Source organism: Streptomyces sp. NPDC006733, from assembly GCF_040636125.1.
Taxonomy (GTDB): Bacteria; Actinomycetota; Actinomycetes; order Streptomycetales; family Streptomycetaceae; genus Actinacidiphila.
This window is the reverse complement of record NZ_JBEYJD010000007.1, coordinates 120,793-137,150: the sequence shown is the minus strand read 5'-3', so window position 1 is coordinate 137,150 and position 16,358 is coordinate 120,793. Positions and strand designations below refer to the sequence as shown.

Here is a 16,358-nt window from a genome sequence, read left to right as displayed (position 1 = left end):
TGTCATGGGGATGAACGACGTGGGGGGCTACGTGGTGGACACGACGGCAGTGCGCGAGGCCGGTTTCGGCTCGGCGCTGCGAGAACTGCGCACGGCGCAGAAGTCGGCCAAGGGGGTGTCGCTGTACTCGCGCTACATCAACCGGCCCTTCGGACGGGTGCTCGCGGCGGCGGCCTACCGGGTCGGATTGACACCCAATCAGGTGACGCTGATCAGCGCGGGCTTCACCTACGGCGCCATCGCGGCGGTGGCGCTGGTGCGCCCGTCCTGGACGCTGTCGGTCGCGGTCTACCTCGCGCTGGTGGTCGGTTTCGCCTTCGACTCGGCCGACGGCCAGCTGGCGCGGCTGCTGCGCCGGGGCAGTCCGGCGGGGGAGTGGCTGGACCACGTGGTGGACTGCGGGAAGATCACCGGCGTGCACGTCGCGGTGCTGATCTCGTTCTACCGGTTCTTCGACCTGCCGGGTGAGCGCTGGCTGCTGCTGCCGCTCGGGTTCCAGTTCGCCGCCGTGCTCATCTACGTCGGCGGGCTGCTGACCGAGAAGCTCAAGCCGAAGCCCGCGCCCGGCTCCGTGCCGGCCGCCCCGTCGCGGATCAGGGCGGTGGGCCTGCTGCCCGTCGACTACGGGGTCTTCTGCGTGGTCTTCCTGGTGCTGGGCGGCGGGCGGGCGTTCCTGTACGCCTACGCCGTGTTGGCCGCGGTGTACGCGCTGTTCCTGGTGGCGTTCCTGGTGAAGTGGTTCCGCGAGCTGAAGGCCGTGGGCGCACCCGCCTGATCCGTGGGAGCGCCCGATCCACGGAGACGCGCAGACGCGGGGGAGCCGAGGGCGCCGGAAGCGCTAGCCCCGGAGCTCGGCGCTCTCCGGCGTCGCGGGCTCGGTGAGCACGTCCAGTGCCCGGCGCAGCTGGGTGCTGGACGTGTGGACGGTGTACGGGAAGTACACGACCTCGACGCCGACCGCCGCGAAGTCGCGCTCCAGGCGGAGGCCCTTCTCGGTGCCGCGCCAGTCGTCGCCCTTGAAGATCACGTCGAAGCGGACCTGCTGCCAGGTCTCCACCTTGTCGGGGACGGTCTCGACGAAGGCCGCGTCCACGAAGCGCACGCTGCGGACGATCTCCAGCCGCTCGATCAGCGGGACCATGGGCCTGCGGCCCTTGGCCAATTCGGCCATCTCGTCGGAGACGACCCCCGCGACGAGGTAGTCGCACTGGCTCCGGGCGTGCCGAAGGATGTTGAGATGCCCCACGTGGAAGAGGTCGTAGACCCCTGGCGCGTAGCCGACACGGTGTGCCACGAAACGACCCCCCAGCCGTACTGCCCCGCCCGGTGGTGCCCCCGGCGGAATGTGAGTCTCCGACGATAGTCGGACGTCGCAGATACTAAGCGACGATTTGCGAAAGAAAGACCGGCTGGAATCGTCAACATGTAGCAGCGGTGAACAGTTAGGGTGGGCGCTTGGTTACTTCTGGGGGGAAGGGGGCGCGTTGTGTCAGCTCTTGACACCTTTCGTCACAAACGGCTGCTTTTGGTTTCAACCAATTACGCGCCGGAGCACACCGGCATCGGTCCGTACGCCACGCAGATCGCCGAACACTGGGCGGCCGGCGGGGCCGAGGTGGCGGTGCTCGCCGGCATGCCGCACTACCCCGCCTGGGAGACCGACCCCGCCTACCGGGGGGTCTGGCGGACCGAGGAGGAGCGCGGCGGGGTGACGGTGCACCGTCGCCGGCACACCGTGCCGCCCCGGCAGACGGCGGTGCGCCGCGCCCTGTTCGAGGGGTCGGTGCTCGCGCACGGCCTGCTCGCGCCGCCGCGCGTCCGGCCCGACGTGGTCGTCGCGCAACTGCCCAGCCTGGCCGGCGGCGTCCTCGGGGCGCGGATCGCCCGGCGGCACGGCGTCCCCTTCGTCCCGGTCGTGCAGGACCTGATGGGTGCCGCCGCCGAGCAGAGCGGCATCAGCGGCGGGGACCGGGCCGCGTCCGCGGCGAGCGCCGTCGAGGCGTACGTGCTGAGGCGCGCGACGCTGGTCGGCGTCATCCACGAGAGCTTCAGCGACAAGGTCGCCGCGCTCGGCGTGCCGCCGGAGCGGATCCGCGTGGTCCCGAACTGGTCGCACGTGGCGCGCCCGTCGCGGCCCCGCGCCGAGATGCGCGCCCGGCTGGGCTGGCGGGAGGGCCAGACCGTCGTCCTGCACTCCGGGAACATGGGGCTCAAGCAGGGCCTGGAGGTGCTGGTCGAGACCGCCCGGCTGGACCCGGCCGTCCGCGTCGTCCTGATGGGCGACGGCAACCAGCGCGAGCTGCTGCGCGAGCTGGCCGGCGGGATACCCAACCTGGAGTTCATGCAGGCGGTCGACGACGCGGACTTCCCCGACGTCCTGGCCGCCGCCGACGTCCTCGCAGTCACCCAGAGGGCGTCCGTCCTCGACATGAGCATCCCCTCCAAGCTCACGTCGTACTTCGCCACCGGGCGCCCGGTCGTCGCCTCGGTGGCCGCCGAGGGCGGCACCGCCGAGGAGGTGCTGCGCTCCGGCGCCGGCGTCCTGGTGGCACCCGAGGACCCGCACGCGCTGCTGAAGGCGGTCCTGGCGCTCGCCGAGGATCCCGAGGCGGCCGAGGGGCTGGGGTCCAACGGACCGCGCTACGCCGACGCGCACCTCAGCCGCACCGCGGGACTGAACCGGATCGACGCCCTCGTCGCCGAGGTACTCGGCACCACCCCGCCGGTCCCGCCGGCACCACCAGTACCATTCGCCGAACCGGCCCCGATTGCGGAGCCCGCGCATTCGGACACCTGATCCGACACCGAACGCGCATAATGAGCGAGCGCATGGGGAGCGCACGCCTGAGGGGGTTTCACGCACGTGATCGAGCAGCATGACGAACCGGACCTGTTGCGGGACCAGTTCCGCCAGCTGATCCGCTACCGGGCACTGATCGTGGCCGGAGTACTGATCGGACTGCTCGGCGGCGCCGCACTGGCACTGTCGGGAGCGGACAAGTACGTCGCGACGAGTGAGATCACCGTCCGGGCCGCGTCCGTGAACCCGTTCGCCACCGGGGCCACCCCGGACAAGGTCCTGAACATGGGCTCGGAGCGGCAGACGGCCGCCAGCGGCGTCGTCGCGGAGCGCGCCGCCAAGGCTCTCGGGCAGCCCGAGGCGGCCGCCGAACTCCTCGCCAACCTGCAGGTGACCAACCCCCCGCAGACCACGGCCCTGGACTTCGCGTACACCGGCCGCAGCCCGCGCGAGGCGGCGGCCCGGGCCAACGCCCTGACGCAGGCGTACCTGGACAACCGGCAGGCGCAGACCGTCTCCAGCATCAACAACATGGTCAACGGCTACAAGACCCAGCTGGACCCGCTGGTGAAGCAGTCCGAGGCGCTGCGCAAGCAGATCGAGCGGCAGAAGGACCCGTCCAGCGTCGCCACCAACACCAACGCGCAGACCAATCTGCTGAGCCGGATCTCCGAGCTCAACAGCAACATCAGCGAGCTGAAGGCCCTCGACACGACCTCGGGCAACGTGATCCGCACGGCCGTCCCGCCGACCTCGCCCGCCGGACTCGGCCTGCCGATGGCCCTCGGCCTCGGCCTGGCCGTCGGAATCGCCATCGGACTGCTCGCCGCCTGGGTGCGGCTGGTCTTCGACCCGGCGGCGCGCTCCGACAGCGACGTGGCGCGCGCCCTGCGCGCGCCCGTCCTCGGGACGCTGCCGCGGGTGCGCGACGGCCGGGAGCCGGGCCCGCTGCTCGTCCTGGGCAACACCGAGAGCCGGATCGCCGAGGCGTACCGCTCGGTGGCCTTCCGGCTCGCCTACGACCAGCGGTTCGCCGACCGCCGGCGGCTGCTGGTGGTCGCGCCGCGCGGCTCCAGCGAGACCGCCACCGCCGTCTCGGTCAACCTGGCCGCCTCCTTCGCCGAAACCGGCATGGAGGTGCTGCTCATCGAGGCGGACCTGCGCACCCCGACGCTGGCCGAGCGGCTGCGCTCGGGCGACGGCACCCGGCCCGCCTGGGCCCGTACGCCCGCCGTGGGCGACGGCGGCTGGCCGGCCGGCCACCAGATCACCGTCGACGCCGGCGAGTCGGGCTCCTTCGACCTGGTCCCCGGCCGCCGGGTCCGCAACGTGGCCCGCGCCCTGACCTCGGTCCCCGCGACCCGCCTGATCTCCGAGGCCGACGCCCCCAAGTCCGCGGTCATCGTCCACGCGCCCGCCGTGCTGGCCTACGCCGACGCGCTCGCGCTCGTCGACCGGGTCGACGGCGTGCTGGTGGTCTGCGACCCGCGCGAGGTGCACCGGGCCGACCTGGAGCGGGTCCGCGAACTCATCAGCGGCGCCGGCGGCACCGTGCTCGGCGCGGTGCTGCACTCGTCGGGCCACACCGGGTTCACGCTGCCCTGGCGCCGCGCGGAGCCCACGGCTCGCCGTCCGGCACCCGACGATGACGCCGACGACACCCCCGCCTCCCCGGCGACCGCGCTGCTGGAAGCCGTCGTCCCGGAGCCCGAGAGGTCCCCCGTCTCATGAGCACCGCCCCAGCGGCACCGGGGGAGTGAACCGGTGCGAGTCCCGGGACCGAAGGCCGCGATAGCCTGCTCGGTCGCCGATCAGGGCGTCTCGGCGCTCACCAACATCCTGGTGCTGGTGGTCGCCGCACGGCTCTCCAGCGCCGCCGGTTTCGCCGTCTTCTCCATGGTCTACATGGTCTTCACCATCCTGCTCGGCGTCGGCGTCAGCTACGTCGGGCAGGCCCTGGTGCTGGTGCGCGGCGACGACCGGGTGATCCGGGCCGCCTGCCGGTCGGCTGCGGTCTTCACCGTTCTCGCGTCGACCGCCATCGGCTTCACCGCCGCGGCCGTGCTGGCCCTGGTGCCGGGCGACACCGCCGCCGCGCTTGCCGTCCTCGGGCTCATCCTGCCCATCGCCCTGACCCAGGACGGCATCCGGTACTGCTTCTCGGCGCTGCGGCTGCCGCACTACGCGCTCCTCGCCGACCTCGTCCGGCTCGCCGTCGCGCTGCCCGCGCTGGCCCTGCAGCCGCACGGGGCCGGCCCGGCCCGGCTGGTCGCCGTGTGGGGCCTGTCGGCCCTGCCCGCCCTGCTGCTCGCCGTCGCCCTGCTCGCCCCGCTGCTGCGCGGCCTGCCGGCGGATCTGCGCAAGTACGTCCGCCGCGGCCACCTCGGGCAGCGCTTCGTCGTCGAGTTCGGCGTCGGCAACGGATCGAGCCAACTGGCGATCCTCGGCCTCGGACTCTTCGCGACCCCGCTCGCGGTCGGCGCGCTGCGCGGCGCGACCACCCTCTTCGGACCGCTGAACGTGCTGTTCAACGCCTCCTCGGCGTTCGGACCGCCGCTGCTGAACCGCAAGCAGGGGGTACGCGGCCAGGTCCGCGCCACCGCGGTGCTCGCCGCCGTGCTGGCCGCCGTCGCCGCGGCCTGGGCCACCGTCCTCTACCTGCTGCCGGACCGGATCGGCAGGCAGCTGCTCGGGGACACCTGGCCGAACGCCGCCCACCTGCTGCCCGCCAGCGGCAGCCAGTACACCGCGATGGCGGTCGGCACCTGCGGGCTGCTGACCCTGCGGGTGCTGCGCCCGCGCACCACCCTCCCGATCCAGGTGGTCTTCTCCCTGGCGGCGGTGGCGTTCATGCTCACCGGCTACGCGCTGGGCGGGGTCCTCGGCGCGGCCTGGGGCCTGTGCCTCGGCTCCGTCGCGAAGGCGGCCGCCACCTGGCTGCGGATCGGCTCCGTCAGCGCCTCGGTGTCAGCGCAGGAGCTTGCGGGGGTCGGTGCGGAAGGACGTCACCATGGCCAGGCACAGCACGGCGATCCCGATCCGGCCGGAGGCCTGGAGAAGTGAACCGCGCAGCAGGATGAAGGAGTAGCCGGCGATCAGCGGCACGATGATGGCCGTCATGTCGCCGGGCCGCCCGCCGTCCGCGGTGCGCAGCGCGTACCGCCGGTCCCCGCGCGCCGCCAGGTAGCCGATCCCCAGGAAGCCGCCGGTCATGCCGAGCGGTCCGAAGTCGAGCCACAGCTCCGACCACAGCGGTGAGGAGAGGTTGGTGTTCTTGTTGCCCATCCACTGGCCGAGCATGATGCCGGTGTCCAGCGCCTTGTCCGGCCAGGCGGAGCGCGGCACGTAGAAGAAGACGGCACCGGCCAGCTGGTGCCCGTAGGTGTGGCCCGCGCCGGACTCCACCTCGGTGATCGCGTTGGCGAACATCACCGTCTGGTCGTAGTCCTTGCGCGCCAGCGGTTCCAGGACCGAGTTGGTCTCCATGGGCTTGTAGTCGGCCGCGTCGTAGCGGAACCGGTCCATGAAGGGGAAGAGCAGCAGCGCCGCGACGACGCCCAGCGCCAGCGCGGAGCGGTACATCACGGGGCTGCGCGGGAACGCCGTGAACAGGATCGAGAACAGCACGGTCAGGAACCAGAACCGGGCGTTGGAGATCGGGTTGTTGACGACGATGTTCAGCCCGGCGGTGGCGATCCACAGCAGGATCGGCAGCGGCCGCCGGCGCGCGATGCGCGAGGTGACCAGCCAGCGGGTCAGGAAGAGCAGCGCGAGCAGCGCGGGCACCGTCCCGAAGCCGCGCAGCGTGGCGGAGCCCGCGTGCGAACCGGCGGTCGCCACCCCGGTCTCCGCGAGGGTGTCGCTGATCTCCTGGCGGCTGCTGAAGAGCACCGCGGGGCCGCCGAGCTTCATGACGTAGTAGCCGCTGGCCACGAACGCCAGCGCCACCAGCAGGTAGAGCCGGCGCGGACTCACCGAGGCCGCCGGGCGCTCCTTGCGCCCGGTGCGCACCGGGCGGTGCCGGGCCAGCAGGACACCGACGTCGAAGGCCACGCAGCCCACGAGCGTCAGCGCCAGGGCCGCCGACAGGTCGCTGCGCGGCCCGACCAGCGGGGTCGGGACGCGGCCCAGCACGAGCTGGGCGAGCGAGGCGACGCCCATCGCCGCGTAGACGAAGAGCCAGAACGAGCCCTGGATGAGCCGCCGGCGGCGGGTGGTGAGGATCATCGACGACAGCCGCGCCCCGGCGTAGCAGGTCAGTGCGATCTGCAGCCAGTACGCCTCGTCGTGGACGCCCGCGCCCGGCTGGAGGGCGACGGTGGCGGGCAGGAAGACGACCAGGCCGAGCACCAGCGGCACGGCCAGCGCGCGGGAGAGCACGGCGCGCGGCGATACCGCGGGCACCTCGGGCCGCCTGGTGCGCGTCTCGGCCACCCGTGTGTCAACAACCGTCATGGCCGCAGTCCCCCTTTCCCGCTACCCCGTCAGCGTCGCACGTCCGCGTACACCTTTTGCAGGTGGTCCACGATCGCGTCGATGGTGAAGGAGTCATGGATCAGCCGCCGGGCCGCGACGGAGGCCGCCGCGTGCACCGCCGGGTCGAGCAGTTCCAGGATGGCACCGGCGATCCGGGCGCCGTTCTCGGCCCCGGTCTCCTCGCGGCTGTCGACGAGCCGGCCCGCGCCCGCCGCCTCGATGTCGGGGGCCAGCCCGCAGGTCCTGGTGACGACCACGGGGGTGCCGACCGACATCGCCTCGGCCGCGGAGAGCGAGAACGACTCCTGGATGGAGGGGATGACGTAGACGTCCGCCCGGCGCAGGTGCTCGTACACCTGGGCCCGGTCGAGCGCGCCGACGTACTCCACGGATCCCTCGACCCCCAGCGCGCGGGCGCGGGCCAGGGTCGCGTCGAGGCCGCCCGTGTCGGGTCCGGCGAGCACGAAGCGCGCCCCCGGGTGCCGGGCGAGCACCCCGGGAACGGCCTCGACGAAGTCGAGGGGACGCTTGGCGAGGTCCACCCGGGCCAGGTAGAGCACCGTGGGCGGCCCGCCGTGCGCGGAGGCCCGCAGCTCCGGCCGGTACGCGCCCTGCGGCTGCACGCCGTTGGGCAGCCGGACGGTGTTGGTCAGTTCGACCGGTTCCACCACGGCGTTGACGTTGCGGCGCTCGGTCTCGGTCAGGCAGAGCACCGCCTGGGCCCGCCGCAGCACCCGCCGGACGCCGAACGCGTCGGAGATCTTGGCGGGCAGCCGCTCGGTCGGATCGATCATCCCGTGCGTCTGCAGGACCAGCGGCCGGCCGCACTGCAGCGCGGCGAGCGCGATCGGCAGCGTGACGAGGTCCCGCATCAGGTGGACGTGCACGACGTCCGCCGACTTCACCAGCCGGCGGGCCCCCGCCAGCAGCGACGGGGAGGTGATCCCCGCGACGCCGAACCTCCGGATCAGGTGCCGGGCCTGGAACAGGTGGGCCGGCACCCCTTCGACCTCGTCCGGCAGGGGGCCGTCGAACTCGTCGCCGAGGGTGACCAGCCGGGCGTCCACCCCGCGTTCGCGCAGTCCGTGCGAGAGGCTGAGCGCCACCCGCGTCGGACCGCCGAAGGCATGGCTGGGGGTGTGGAGGGTGACGACGTGCAGGACCCGCATGCGTCCGCTCACTCGCCCTTCGACGGGAGCCACACGGAGCAGCCCGAGCTGGAGAAGCCGCGCGCGCCGGCCGGAACGGTGACCTGGGCCCTGCTGCCCGGGACCGCCTTGCCGTTCGCGCCGGTGAGCGTCCAGGAGCAGGTCTTGGTCGGGGTCGGCGCGTGGTACGTGCCGGCGGTGATGACGCTGCCGGCCTTCGGCTTGCTCCCGACGGTGAAGCTGCCGTCGACGAAACCGTGCTCCGCCGCCGTGAGGACCGGCTTCTGCTCCGGGCACAGCGCGGGGACGGCGTCGTGCGCGCCGGTGATCTGGCCGAGCAGGATGCCGCTCGCCGCCGCGTCGGGGTCGCGCTTGGCGATGAACTTGATCTTGTCGCAGGACTCCTGGCCGACCTCCAGCACGGCCGCGGGGTCGGAGCCCTTGGGCACCCGGCCGGTCAGGTACTGCTTCTGCTGCTTGGTGAAGGAGCCCGTCTTCGGCTTCAGCTGCGCGGCCGGGACGGTGGGTCCCGCAGTGGTCGGGGCGGCCGAGGCGGTGGGGTTCTGGTCGAGGCCCCCGGAGGCGGGGGCCGAGGCGGTCGGACCGGTCCCCGCGGGCGGGGCGGCCTTCGTGTCGTGGCTGCTGGAGCAGCCGGTCAGGAGCACCACCGCCGCCGCCGTCGTGATGACGGCGGCGGCGGCGGTGGCCCGGAGCGGGTGGATCATCCGGTGAGCCCCAGGGAGTAGTGCTGGGCGATCTGCGCGGGCGTCAGGACGCTCGGGTAGATCGCGGTCTCGTCGATGGAGCCACCGAAGTAGTTGCTCGTGGGCTGGGTCGGCCAGCCGTTGAGCTGGTCGCCACCGACGTGCCAGTAGCCGATGTAGTCCTGGCTGGCGGTGTAGAGGGCGTAGGCGGCCACGACCTTCCCGTCGATGTACAGCTTCATGCCGTCGGCGCCCTGGGTGCCGACCACGTGGTGCCACTTGCCGTCGTTGTAGCCGTTGCCGCTGCCGATCGCTCGGACGCCGGTGGTGTAGGCGCCGAAGATCAGCTGACCCGCGTTGGTCATGTAGATGTGCTTGTCGTAGTTGCCGCTGAGCCGGCCGTTGGTGTTGCTGCCGAAGCCGACCAGCTTCCCACCCTGCGTGCTGGTGGTCTTGAACCAGGTCTCGACGCTGTACGCGGCCGGCTTCGGGTAGGAGCGGTCGCTGTACGAGTACTGGCTGGTGCCGTTGTACGTGACGGCGGTGCTGCTGCCCTTGACCGCGGCGGGGACGACCCGGCGGGTCGAGTAGCCGACGTTGTCACCGGCGGCCTGGTTGCCCGAGGCGTCCGCGAGGTAGCCGGCCGTCTCGTCGTAGCGCCAGTACAGGCTGGCGCCGTCGGCGATCACCTTCGCGGGGTACGACTCGGCGGTGGTCGCGGCGACGGTGGTCGCGTTGGCCGACTTGGCGCTGACGTTCGTGCCGTCGCTCGCCGACACCCGGTAGGTGTACGACGTGCCCGCCACCACGTTGGTGTCGGTGAAGGTGAGCTGCGGGCGGACCCACGGCAGGGAGGAGGCGCTGACGGTGTAGACCGGGGTGGCACCGTTGTTGCGGTACACGTTGTAGGTCAGGTCACCGTCGTCCAGGTCGAGGCTGGTCTGCCAGCGGACCTGCACCTTGCCGGGCTCCACGCTCGACGCGACGACCTGCGGGATGCTGGGCGCCCCGGTGTCGGGCCCGTTCGCGAAGCGCGTCAGACCCTGCTGGGCCTTGAGGTTGGTGGTGGTGAAACCGCCACCGACCCAGAGGTAGTCCTTGCCGCCGCCGGAGGCGACGATCAGCACGCGCGGGCCGACCAGCTCGCCGAGACCGTCGTTGGTGTCGGGGAACCAGGGCAGCAGCTTCGGGCTGTCGACCGACTCCGCCAGCAGGTGCTTGCGGTTGCCGTCCGGGTACTCGCCCATGGTCGCGCAGTCGTGGGCGTGCGAGCCGCTGTACAGGACCGACTGGTAGAGCGCCAGGTTCTGGGTGGCTCCCAGGCAGGTGTCCCGCCAACGCTGGTTCCAGTCGCTGTAGTTGAACGCGGTGCGGCCGTCGAAGACCCCGCCGCCGGTGCCCTCGTTGGCGACGTAGAAGCCGGTGGCGTCGGTGACGATGTCCTTGACGACCGACGTGTTGTCGAAGAAGCCGTTCGGGTAGTTCTTGGTGACGGCCCCGGTCGTCGCGTCGACCACCGCGAGGGCGTGCGAGTTGGCGCCGTTGACGGTGTAGAAGTCACCGCCGACGATCACGTGGGTGCCGTCGGCCGCCACCTCGACGGCGCGAGCCGTCTCGTCGGTGTCGGCCGTCCACGGCTTCAGGGCGCCCGCGGTGGTGACCGCGGCCAGGTGGCCGCGGGTCTGGCCCTCGACGGACTGGAAGTCGCCGCCGAGGTAGACGGTGTCGGCGGTCGCCGTCAGCGCGCGCACGGTGGCGGTCACGTTGACGTGGAAGTCGTTGCGCGGGGTGCAGGTGGCGATGTCGATCGCCGCCAGGTTGCTCACCCCGACGCCGTTGACGGATCCGAAGGAGCCGCCCGCGTACAGCGTCTTGCCGTCCGGCGAGACGGTGAGCGCGCGCACCGTCTCCGTGCCGCCGGTGAAGGACAGGTTGCACCCGGTGGGTGCGCCCGTCGTGGTGTCGAACGCGGCGAAGTTCACCGCGGGCTGCTCGTCGACCCCGGCAGCGGAGCCGGGCGGCCGGATGGCCGAGAACGTACCTCCGGCGAAGACCACGCCGTTCGCCTGGGCGAAGGCCCAGACGATCCCGTTGGTCTGCCAGGTCGACAGGTCGTCCGCCGTGATGGCGACCGGCGGAGTCACCGCCGTCGCGGAGTGCGACGTCAGCACTCCCAGTGTCGCGGCCGCCAATGCTGTGGCAACCGAGAACACCCCCAATTTACGCATGCGTAGCCCCCCAAGGCCCTTGCTGTTCACCCGCGGCTCGAACGAGCCGCCGGTGCAGGGCAGAGTAGGGCGCTCAGTGGGCCCTAGTCTGCATTTTTGGACGAGATTTATCGATCTATGCGCACAGTTGCGCCAGCCAACTGATCGGAAACATGCTGAATGTCGGCATCGACCATGATCCGGGCCAGTTCTTCCACCTTGACCGTCGCTTCCCAGCCAAGGAGGTCGCGGGCCTTGCTCGCGTCCCCGATGAGTGCGTCGACCTCGCTGGGCCGCTCGTACTTGGGGTCGTAGCGGACGGACTCGGACCAGTCGAGACCCGCGTGCGAGAAAGCGGTCTCTACGAACTGCCGCACCGTGGCCGGCACGCCGGTGGCGACGACGTAGTCCGTCGCCTCGTCCTGCTGCAGCATCCGCCACATCGCGTCCACGTACTCCGGCGCGTAGCCCCAGTCGCGGACCGCGTCGAGGTTGCCGAGGTAGAGCCGGTCCTGCAGGCCCGCCTGGATCCGGGCGACCGCGCGGGTGATCTTGCGCGTGACGAAGGTCTCACCGCGGCGCGGGGACTCGTGGTTGAACAGGATCCCGTTGACCGCGTACATCCCGTAGGCCTCGCGATAGTTCACCGTCGACCAGTAGCCGAAGACCTTGGCGCAGCCGTAGGGGCTGCGCGGGTGGAACGGCGTGCCCTCGTTCTGCGGCGGCGGCGCGGCACCGAACATCTCCGAGGACGAGGCCTGGTAGACGCGGGTGCTGATGCCGCTCGCGCGGACCGCCTCCAGCAGGCGCAGCGCGCCGAGCCCGGTCACGTCGCCGGTGTAGAGCGGCGCGTCGAAGGAGACCCTGACGTGCGACTGCGCACCCAGGTTGTACACCTCGTCGGGCTGCAGGTCGCGGAGCAGGTTCACCAGGGCGACACCGTCCGACAGGTCGGCGTGGTGCAGCACGAGGGAACGATTCGCCTCCTGCGGGCCCTGGTAGATGTGGTCGATGCGCTCGGTGTTGAAGCTGGACGAGCGGCGCACGAGACCGTGCACCGTGTAGCCCTTGGACAGCAGCAGTTCGGCCAGGTACGAGCCGTCCTGGCCGGTGACGCCGGTGATGAGTGCGCTCTTGCTCACGCGGTCCCCCCTTGGGATCCGGATATATTGCGGTTTCGAACGGAAAGCCGGGGTCAGACCCGAATGGGTGACGCCGCAGGGCATAATCCGGTGTCATGAAGGCTACGAGGGAACTTCTCCCGCCCAGCGCCCGCATCTTCGTCGCGGGACACCGCGGACTCGTCGGCTCGGCGGTCACCCGCCGGCTCACCGCCGACGGCCACCAGGTGATCACCCGCGGCCGGGACGGGCTCGACCTGCGCGACGCCGCGGAGACCGGCAAGTTCCTGGCGGACGTGCGGCCGGACGCGGTGGTGCTCGCCGCCGCGAAGGTCGGCGGGATCATGGCGAACAGCACCTATCCGGTGCAGTTCATCGAGGACAACCTGCGGATCCAGCTGAGCGTCATCGTCGGCGCGCACGCCGCGGGCGTCGGCCGGCTGCTCTTCCTCGGCTCGTCCTGCATCTACCCCAAGCTGGCCCCGCAGCCGATCCGCGAGGACGCGCTGCTCACCGGCCCGCTGGAGCCGACCAACGAGCCGTACGCGCTCGCCAAGATCGCCGGCATCGTGCAGATCCAGTCCTACCGGCGGCAGTACGGCGCCTCGTACATCTCGGCCATGCCGACCAATCTCTACGGTCCCGGCGACAACTTCGACCTGGAGACCTCGCACGTGCTGCCGGCCCTGATCCGCCGCTTCCACGAGGCGAAGCGCGACGGGCGCGAAAGCGTCGAGCTCTGGGGCACCGGCTCCCCGCGCCGCGAGTTCCTGCACGTCGACGACCTCGCCGCCGCCTGCGCACTGCTGCTGCGCACCTACGACGGCGACGAGCCGGTCAACGTCGGGTGCGGCGACGACCTGACGATCCGCGAACTCGCGGAGACCGTCAGGGACGTCGTCGGCTACGAGGGTGCCATCGGCTGGGACACGACCAAGCCCGATGGCACCCCGCGCAAACTGCTGGACGTGTCCCGGCTGACGGACCTCGGCTGGAAGCCGACGATCCCGCTGCGGGACGGCATCGCCTCGGTGTACGGCCAGTGGCAGGCCGAGGCGTGAGGGGTCGGCGGGTGGAGGAGCGAAGGACACCGGGCTAGTACGCTCCTCGTCCGTCGACCACGGCACGGAGCGTGCGGGCCATCACGTCGACGTCACTGGTGAACGACCAGTTGTCGACGTACTGCAGGTCGAGCGCGACCGTTTCGTCCCACGACAGGTCGGAACGGCCGCTGACCTGCCACAGTCCGGTGATACCCGGCTTGACAGCGAGCCGGCGCAGCTCGATCTCGTCGTAGCGGGCCACCTCGTCGGGCAGCGGCGGGCGCGGCCCGACCAGGGACATCTCACCGCGCAGCACGTTGACCAGCTGCGGCAGCTCGTCGAGTGAGCAGCGGCGCAGCAGCCGGCCGACGCCGGTGACCCGGGGGTCGCGGCGCATCTTGAACATCAGGCCGTCGTTCTCGTTGGCCGCCGTCAGTTCGGCCTTGCGGGCCTCGGCGTCCACGACCATGGTGCGGAACTTCCACATGGTGAACGGCGCGCAGTTCTGGCCGTGCCGGATCTGCTTGTGGAAGGCAGGACCGGTGGAGTTGAGCCGGATGGCGGCGGCGACCAGCCCGAAGAGCGGTGCCAGCACCAGCAGCCCGGCGGCGGCGCCGGTCCGGTCCAGGGCCGACTTGAGCTTGATCTGCACACCGCGCCGGGTGGGCGGGGTGATGTGGAGCATCGCCAGCCCGGCGGGCGCGGCGAGCTGGACGCGGCGCATGGCCACGTCCACCAGTCCCGGCAGGACCGCCAGCGGCAGTCCCGCGTCGTGCAGCGCCCAGGACAAACGTTTCAGCCGCTCTCCGGCCATCCGCGGTCCCGGGGCCACCAGCACGAGTTCCGCACGGTGGTCCCGGGCAGCGCCCAGCACCAGCGCGGAGTCGCCGCTCGGGGCGCTGGGCATCACGGAGCCCAGTCGCGCGCTGACCGGGGCACCGCACTCGAGATTGGCGTTGCCGACCGGGACGACACCGACGACCACGTAGGCGTGGTCGGTGCGCTTGGCCAGGTGGCCGACGACGTGGTCGGCGGCGCTCGGCTCACCGATCACCAGCACCTTGCGTACGGCGTGCGCCTCGCGGCGGGTCGCGGCGAGGTGCCGGTGCGTCATCTTGCGGCAGGAGGCCGTCAGCAGCAGGCCGGGCGCGAGCCCGAGCAGTGCCAGTGACGGCTCCGATATCTCGCCGACGGCGGTGCGGGCGACGGCCAGCACGCCGAGCAGGATCAACCAGTCGTAGAGAACGGGCAGTGCGGCCCGGGACTCGCCCAGGGCTCGCGTGGCATAGCGGTGCCGTCCCGCCTGCACGCAGAGCCAGGCCACCGCGGCCACCGCTGCGCACGCCCATGGGTACGGTTGACGCGTCGCCTGGAACACGAGCGTCACGGGCAGTGCGATACCCACCAGGTCGACGGCGAGCGCCACCGGCAGGTACCACGTCGGTTTGTCACTGAGTCCGCGCGGAGCTCTGCTCCGCACATGTTTCGGTCCGGTTTCGACCAGACCGCTGGGTACTTCGACACGCCGCATGGACCCCCCTGGCACATCGCGACAGATTAGGCGCGGTTGCCACTTCCCCAAGCAGCAGTGCGCCGTGATAAATCGGAACGGTAGGCCAAAAGAGTGGTCATCCGCTTCGGTTTACGTATATTCGAGCCGTTGTTGTGTCCAAGTTAATAGCTCACCTGCACAACGTGGCCATACGGAGTATGGCGGGCGTCCACCCGGCGGTCGTCAGCGGGGGTCCACCTGGGCGCGAAGATACCGCAAGGGTGCCGGAGCGCATGCGGAGGGTGAGCGTCCGGGGCCCGTCGCGGCGCCCCTTACAGTTGACGTTTGTGTCCACTCTGCAAGCACCGGAAGACCTGCGCGCCGCGCTGAACGGACTGCTCGACGGCCTGCCGCCGACCCGTGCGGCGCAGGCGGTCGACCGGTTGATCGCCGCCTACCGGGGCGCGACGCCCACCGACGCCCCGATCCTGCGGGACGCCTCCGACGTGGCCGCGTACGCCGCGTACCGGATGCCCGCGACGTACGGCGCCGTGCGCTCCGCGCTCGCGGAGTTCCGGGCGCGGGCGGGAGCCTGGGCCCCGGCCACCCACCTGGACGTGGGCGGCGGCACCGGGGCGGCGACGTGGGCGGTCGCCGACGCCTGGCAGCAGGACACCCACAGCAGCACCGTCCTCGACTGGTCGGAGGCCGCCCTCACCCTCGGCCGCGAACTGGCCGCCGGCGCCGACTCCGCGGCGGTCCGGAACGCCGAGTGGCGCCGGGGCCCGCTGGGCGGCGCCGTCCGGCTTCCCGAGTCCGACCTGGTCACCGTCTCGTACGTGCTCGGCGAACTGGACGCCGCCGCCCGCGTCTCGGTCGTCGCCGAGGCCGCCCGCGCGGCGCTCGGCGCCGTGGTGATCGTCGAGCCCGGCACCCCGGACGGCTACGCCCGGGTCCTGGCCGCCCGCGCGCAGCTGCTCGGCGCCGGGTACACCGTGCTCGCCCCCTGCCCGCACGACGCGGCCTGCCCGATGGAGGGCACCGACTGGTGCCACTTCGCGGCCCGGGTCAACCGCTCCTCGCTGCACCGCCAGGTCAAGGGCGGCTCACTGCCGTACGAGGACGAGAAGTTCAGCTACGTCGCGGCGGCCCGCTTCCCGGCCGCGCCCGCCGCCGGCCGCGTCGTGCGGCACCCGCAGATCCGCAAGGGCCAGGTGCTGCTCGACCTGTGCACCCGGGACGGCGGCATCGCCCGCGACACCGTCACCAAGAAGCGGCACGGCGACCTCTACCGCGCCGCCCGCGACGCCGACTGGGGCGACGCCTGGCCGCCGCCCGGCGCGGACGCCGAGGACGCGTGAGCGGTC

General features: G+C 71.8%; 13 protein-coding genes. 6 read left to right on the top strand and 7 right to left on the bottom strand.

Annotated features, from left to right (window positions below; translation table 11 throughout):
• Positions 1-10 precede the first annotated feature (10 nt).
• Positions 11-775 (top strand): CDP-alcohol phosphatidyltransferase family protein, encoded by a 765-nt coding sequence (locus tag ABZ721_RS09075; RefSeq protein WP_358787951.1) that lies wholly within the window; start codon positions 11-13, stop codon positions 773-775.
• Positions 776-838: 63 nt separating this feature from the next.
• Here ABZ721_RS09075 and ABZ721_RS09070 read toward each other — a convergent pair whose 3' ends face one another.
• Positions 839-1,294 carry an adenylyltransferase/cytidyltransferase family protein gene (locus tag ABZ721_RS09070; RefSeq protein ID WP_358787950.1) on the bottom strand — a complete coding sequence of 152 codons (456 nt, stop codon included), beginning with the start codon at positions 1,292-1,294 and terminating at the stop codon, positions 839-841.
• Between the two features lie 231 nt (positions 1,295-1,525).
• On the opposite strand from ABZ721_RS09070, the gene ABZ721_RS09065 reads away from it, so the two are divergent.
• The 3 genes from ABZ721_RS09065 to ABZ721_RS09055 all read left to right on the top strand — a co-directional run bounded on the left by ABZ721_RS09065 (position 1,526) and on the right by ABZ721_RS09055 (position 5,863).
• A complete protein-coding gene (locus ABZ721_RS09065; RefSeq protein WP_358787949.1) occupies positions 1,526-2,797 on the top strand; it encodes a glycosyltransferase family 4 protein in 1,272 nt (423 codons plus the stop codon).
• A gap of 66 nt (positions 2,798-2,863) precedes the next feature.
• Positions 2,864-4,531 carry a lipopolysaccharide biosynthesis protein gene (locus ABZ721_RS09060; protein WP_358787948.1) on the top strand — a complete coding sequence of 556 codons (1,668 nt, stop codon included), beginning with the start codon at positions 2,864-2,866 and terminating at the stop codon, positions 4,529-4,531.
• Between the two features lie 33 nt (positions 4,532-4,564).
• Positions 4,565-5,863 carry a hypothetical protein gene (locus ABZ721_RS09055; protein ID WP_358787947.1) on the top strand — a complete coding sequence of 433 codons (1,299 nt, stop codon included), beginning with the start codon at positions 4,565-4,567 and terminating at the stop codon, positions 5,861-5,863.
• Here ABZ721_RS09055 and ABZ721_RS09050 read toward each other — a convergent pair.
• The 5 genes from ABZ721_RS09050 to gmd all read right to left on the bottom strand — a co-directional run bounded on the left by ABZ721_RS09050 (position 5,768) and on the right by gmd (position 12,477).
• Positions 5,768-7,255: an O-antigen polymerase gene (locus ABZ721_RS09050; protein WP_358787946.1), complete on the bottom strand. Its 1,488-nt coding sequence runs from the start codon at positions 7,253-7,255 to the stop codon at positions 5,768-5,770. The two genes, ABZ721_RS09055 and ABZ721_RS09050, sit on opposite strands and share 96 nt — an antisense overlap.
• 29 nt (positions 7,256-7,284) lie before the next feature.
• Positions 7,285-8,445, bottom strand: coding sequence for a glycosyltransferase (locus tag ABZ721_RS09045; protein WP_358788018.1), 1,161 nt, complete (start codon positions 8,443-8,445; stop codon positions 7,285-7,287).
• Positions 8,446-8,453: 8 nt separating this feature from the next.
• On the bottom strand, positions 8,454-9,149 hold the full coding sequence (locus tag ABZ721_RS09040) for a hypothetical protein (RefSeq protein WP_358787945.1): 696 nt from the start codon (positions 9,147-9,149) through the stop codon (positions 8,454-8,456).
• Positions 9,146-11,356, bottom strand: a complete 2,211-nt coding sequence (locus ABZ721_RS09035; RefSeq protein ID WP_358787944.1) for a LamG-like jellyroll fold domain-containing protein — start codon at positions 11,354-11,356, stop codon at positions 9,146-9,148. The genes ABZ721_RS09040 and ABZ721_RS09035 overlap by 4 nt, the downstream gene beginning before the upstream one ends.
• A 107-nt stretch (positions 11,357-11,463) precedes the next feature.
• On the bottom strand, positions 11,464-12,477 hold the full coding sequence (gmd, locus tag ABZ721_RS09030) for a GDP-mannose 4,6-dehydratase (protein WP_358787943.1): 1,014 nt from the start codon (positions 12,475-12,477) through the stop codon (positions 11,464-11,466).
• Between the two features lie 95 nt (positions 12,478-12,572).
• Between gmd and ABZ721_RS09025 the strand changes: the two genes are divergently transcribed.
• Positions 12,573-13,517 carry a GDP-L-fucose synthase gene (locus ABZ721_RS09025; RefSeq protein WP_358787942.1) on the top strand — a complete coding sequence of 315 codons (945 nt, stop codon included), beginning with the start codon at positions 12,573-12,575 and terminating at the stop codon, positions 13,515-13,517.
• Positions 13,518-13,551: 34 nt separating this feature from the next.
• Here the strand turns inward: ABZ721_RS09025 and ABZ721_RS09020 are convergent, their stop codons facing one another.
• A complete protein-coding gene (locus tag ABZ721_RS09020; protein ID WP_358787941.1) occupies positions 13,552-14,886 on the bottom strand; it encodes a sugar transferase in 1,335 nt (444 codons plus the stop codon).
• A 452-nt stretch (positions 14,887-15,338) separates the two neighbouring features.
• On the opposite strand from ABZ721_RS09020, the gene ABZ721_RS09015 reads away from it, so the two are divergent.
• Positions 15,339-16,352, top strand: coding sequence for a small ribosomal subunit Rsm22 family protein (locus ABZ721_RS09015; RefSeq protein ID WP_358787940.1), 1,014 nt, complete (start codon positions 15,339-15,341; stop codon positions 16,350-16,352).
• Positions 16,353-16,358 lie beyond the last annotated feature (6 nt).

Coding starts and splice junctions, on each gene's coding strand:
- ABZ721_RS09050 (WP_358787946.1), bottom strand. CDS start 7,255: ATGACGGTTGTTGACACACGGGTGGCCGAGACGCGCACCAGGCGGCCC.
- ABZ721_RS09025 (WP_358787942.1), top strand. CDS start 12,573: ATGAAGGCTACGAGGGAACTTCTCCCGCCCAGCGCCCGCATCTTCGTC.
- ABZ721_RS09045 (WP_358788018.1), bottom strand. CDS start 8,445: ATGCGGGTCCTGCACGTCGTCACCCTCCACACCCCCAGCCATGCCTTC.
- ABZ721_RS09075 (WP_358787951.1), top strand. CDS start 11: ATGAACGACGTGGGGGGCTACGTGGTGGACACGACGGCAGTGCGCGAG.
- ABZ721_RS09035 (WP_358787944.1), bottom strand. CDS start 11,356: ATGCGTAAATTGGGGGTGTTCTCGGTTGCCACAGCATTGGCGGCCGCG.
- ABZ721_RS09040 (WP_358787945.1), bottom strand. CDS start 9,149: ATGATCCACCCGCTCCGGGCCACCGCCGCCGCCGCCGTCATCACGACG.